Annotated in this window: 4 protein-coding genes and 1 pseudogene; 2 read left to right on the plus strand and 3 right to left on the minus strand. The window is 48.8% G+C overall.

Annotated elements, in window-relative coordinates:
* Window positions 1-154 precede the first annotated feature (154 nt).
* Window positions 155-340, plus strand: coding sequence for a tautomerase family protein (locus tag H7A81_RS26855; RefSeq protein ID WP_034822328.1), 186 nt, complete (start codon window positions 155-157; stop codon window positions 338-340).
* Window positions 341-382: 42 nt separating this feature from the next.
* On the opposite strand, the gene H7A81_RS26860 is transcribed toward H7A81_RS26855, so the two are convergent.
* Together H7A81_RS26860 and H7A81_RS27875 are read right to left on the minus strand one after the other, a co-directional pair.
* Entirely contained in the window at window positions 383-700 is a 318-nt protein-coding gene (locus H7A81_RS26860; RefSeq protein WP_097117631.1) for a DNA-binding transcriptional regulator, read from the minus strand.
* Window positions 693-974: pseudogene (locus H7A81_RS27875) on the minus strand (type II toxin-antitoxin system RelE/ParE family toxin); the annotation flags it as partial. The pseudogene H7A81_RS27875 and the gene H7A81_RS26860, both read right to left, overlap by 8 nt.
* A gap of 305 nt (window positions 975-1279) precedes the next feature.
* Here H7A81_RS27875 and H7A81_RS26870 point away from each other — a divergent pair.
* On the plus strand, window positions 1280-2020 hold the full coding sequence (locus H7A81_RS26870; protein WP_160834523.1) for a GntR family transcriptional regulator: 741 nt from the start codon (window positions 1280-1282) through the stop codon (window positions 2018-2020).
* Here the strand turns inward: H7A81_RS26870 and H7A81_RS26875 are convergent.
* A partial coding sequence (locus tag H7A81_RS26875) for a PfkB family carbohydrate kinase (protein WP_255479061.1) occupies window positions 2007-2337 on the minus strand: 331 nt, incomplete at its 5' end. The two genes, H7A81_RS26870 and H7A81_RS26875, sit on opposite strands and share 14 nt — an antisense overlap.

Here is a 2337-nt window from a genome sequence, read left to right on the forward strand (position 1 = left end):
GAAATTACGTTATAACATAACAATACACATTTAAACACAGATCGCCCGCGGGGATAAACGGTTTGCGCGGGTGTTTATGACAAATTGACACTGCATGCTCGGGCATGACTGGGTTATGCTGAAACCGAATCTGAACCCTCAAGGAGAAACGGAAATGCCAGAAATCGTTGTCTATGCTGCGGAAGGCCGCACGGTTGAGCAGAAGAAGAAGTTGCTGAAAGCGGTGACTGCCGCAGTCGCGGACTCGTTTGAGATTGATGCCAATTCGGTGACGGTCTCAATCATTGAAACGCCTAAGCATCATAAATCTAAAGGCGGCGTGCCGTTTGATGAGCGGTGATTAGATATTTGAAACATAAAAGCCCCGATGGGCTTTTATGTTTTACAGGATGAAAACCGCTGGACCTTTATCTTCAATGGTATTGAGGATACGCAAAGCCGCTTTATTGGGTTTACTCTCGTTACGTTCCCACTTTGAAACACTCTCAACTGACATGCCTGTAGTCATTGCCAGCGCCGCCTGCGACATCTTCCATCTTAAGCGTACCGCTTTAATCTCAATCCCAGACATAGCGCGTACTGGAGGGATATTACGAGCTTCGATCGCCGCACTGATTTCCGCAACCGTCTCACCCTGAACAACGCCCAATTGGTTATAGCGCTGCGCCATATCGTGGATTTTCTTTAAGCGTTCAGTCATCACAAGTTACCTCGATTAGTTCTTTTAACTTAATCAACTCCCGGACCTTCTCATCTGACATCGCAATAAAATCCCGAGCGATACGGCAATAAGCATCAATTTCATCATCTTCAAGTTCTTTGCCTTTCTTCTTTGATAGCTGACTTTTCAAGTACATATCAAAGAAATAAATGTTGTTGCCATAATTGAAGAAAACAATGCTACGCGCGCCGTCAGATGCCCCCACACCAGGCAACCCGAGTCGTTTTTTGAACGTGTAACGTCCTAATGGGTCTCCATGTAATCCCGCAAAATTGACTTTGCAGCTTTACACAAAATTTTATCATTGATGCGTGCATTACATCTCTCTTCCTGAAATTCTGGCGTCAGGTAAATGCCCATTTACCCCTCCTTGCCTTAAAATATCCGTAAGCGTGACTATAGTCTTCGTTACGGGTTAGGTCAAATTATAAGCGAAGGGATTGGTTGAATCTAAGTGCTAATAACCGCAATAACATGTGGTTAAAGTCGCTACGCGAACGGTGAAAATTCAGTATCATATCTCACCCCTGGCTAACCCAATAGAGTGCTCAGCCCGCTATGACTGAACAGAATCCGCTGTTTTCGCGGCTTACCACCACACTGGCTGAAGAGAGCCGTACGCCGTTGTACAAGCGCTTTGCCGCCGCCATCAAAGAGGCGGTGCGTGATGGCATCCTGGTGCATGAAGAGATCCTGCCCGGTGAGCGGGAATTCAGCCAGTCGCTCAGCATCTCGCGTATTACGGTGCGTAAAGCGATGGATGAGCTGGAAAAAGAGGGAGTGGTGTTTCGTTCACGCGGTTACGGTACACAGATTTGCAGCCAGTTTGAGTATTCGCTGAAAGAGCCCAAAGGTTTGTCGCAGCAGGCGGTTTTACGCGGTAAAAAGCCCGATACGGTGTGGATTAATAAGAGCAAAATTCAGTGCAGCGCGGAGATCGGTGAAAAACTGGGATTAAGCAAAGGTAGCGAAGTCTACTTGCTGAAGCGTATTCGCTATGTCGATCAGCAGGCTGTATCGGTAGAAGAATCCTGGGTGCCGGCACACTTTATTGCGGATGCCGATGACATTGGGATTTCTTTGTATGATTACTTTAACAAGCAACAGATTTTGCCTGTTAAGTCCCAAAGCAGAGTGAGTGCCCGCATGCCTGATGAAGCGCTCCAGCAGCAGATTGCCCTGCCCGCCAATGTCCCTGTGTTAGTGATTAAACAGCTGGCACTTGACGCGCAAGGCAATCCTTTGGAGTACAGCATCAGCTACTGCCGCAGCGACATGTACGTCTTTATTGCTGAGTAAGTCTTTGCTGCCAATAGCTCTGCAGCGTAGCGCGATCGGGTGCACAATCACCACCGCGTTGCGACACCACATAAGACGCCACGGCATTACCCAATGCCACACTCTCGGCCAATGACCAACCTGACGCGAGCCCGGCTAACACTCCTCCCGCATGGCTGTCACCGGCGCCAATCGTGTCGACCACTTGCGTTGCCAGAGCAGGGATCCAGCCCTGCGAATCCGCATCGATATAACCTGCGCCATCACTGTCTAAACGCACCACCAGCGCAGCGCCAAAGTGTTGTTGCCATTGAGCCATTAACTGACGGGCATCAAAG

Source organism: Pantoea sp. ME81, assembly GCF_903970985.1.
Classification (GTDB): domain Bacteria; phylum Pseudomonadota; class Gammaproteobacteria; order Enterobacterales; family Enterobacteriaceae; genus Pantoea; species Pantoea communis.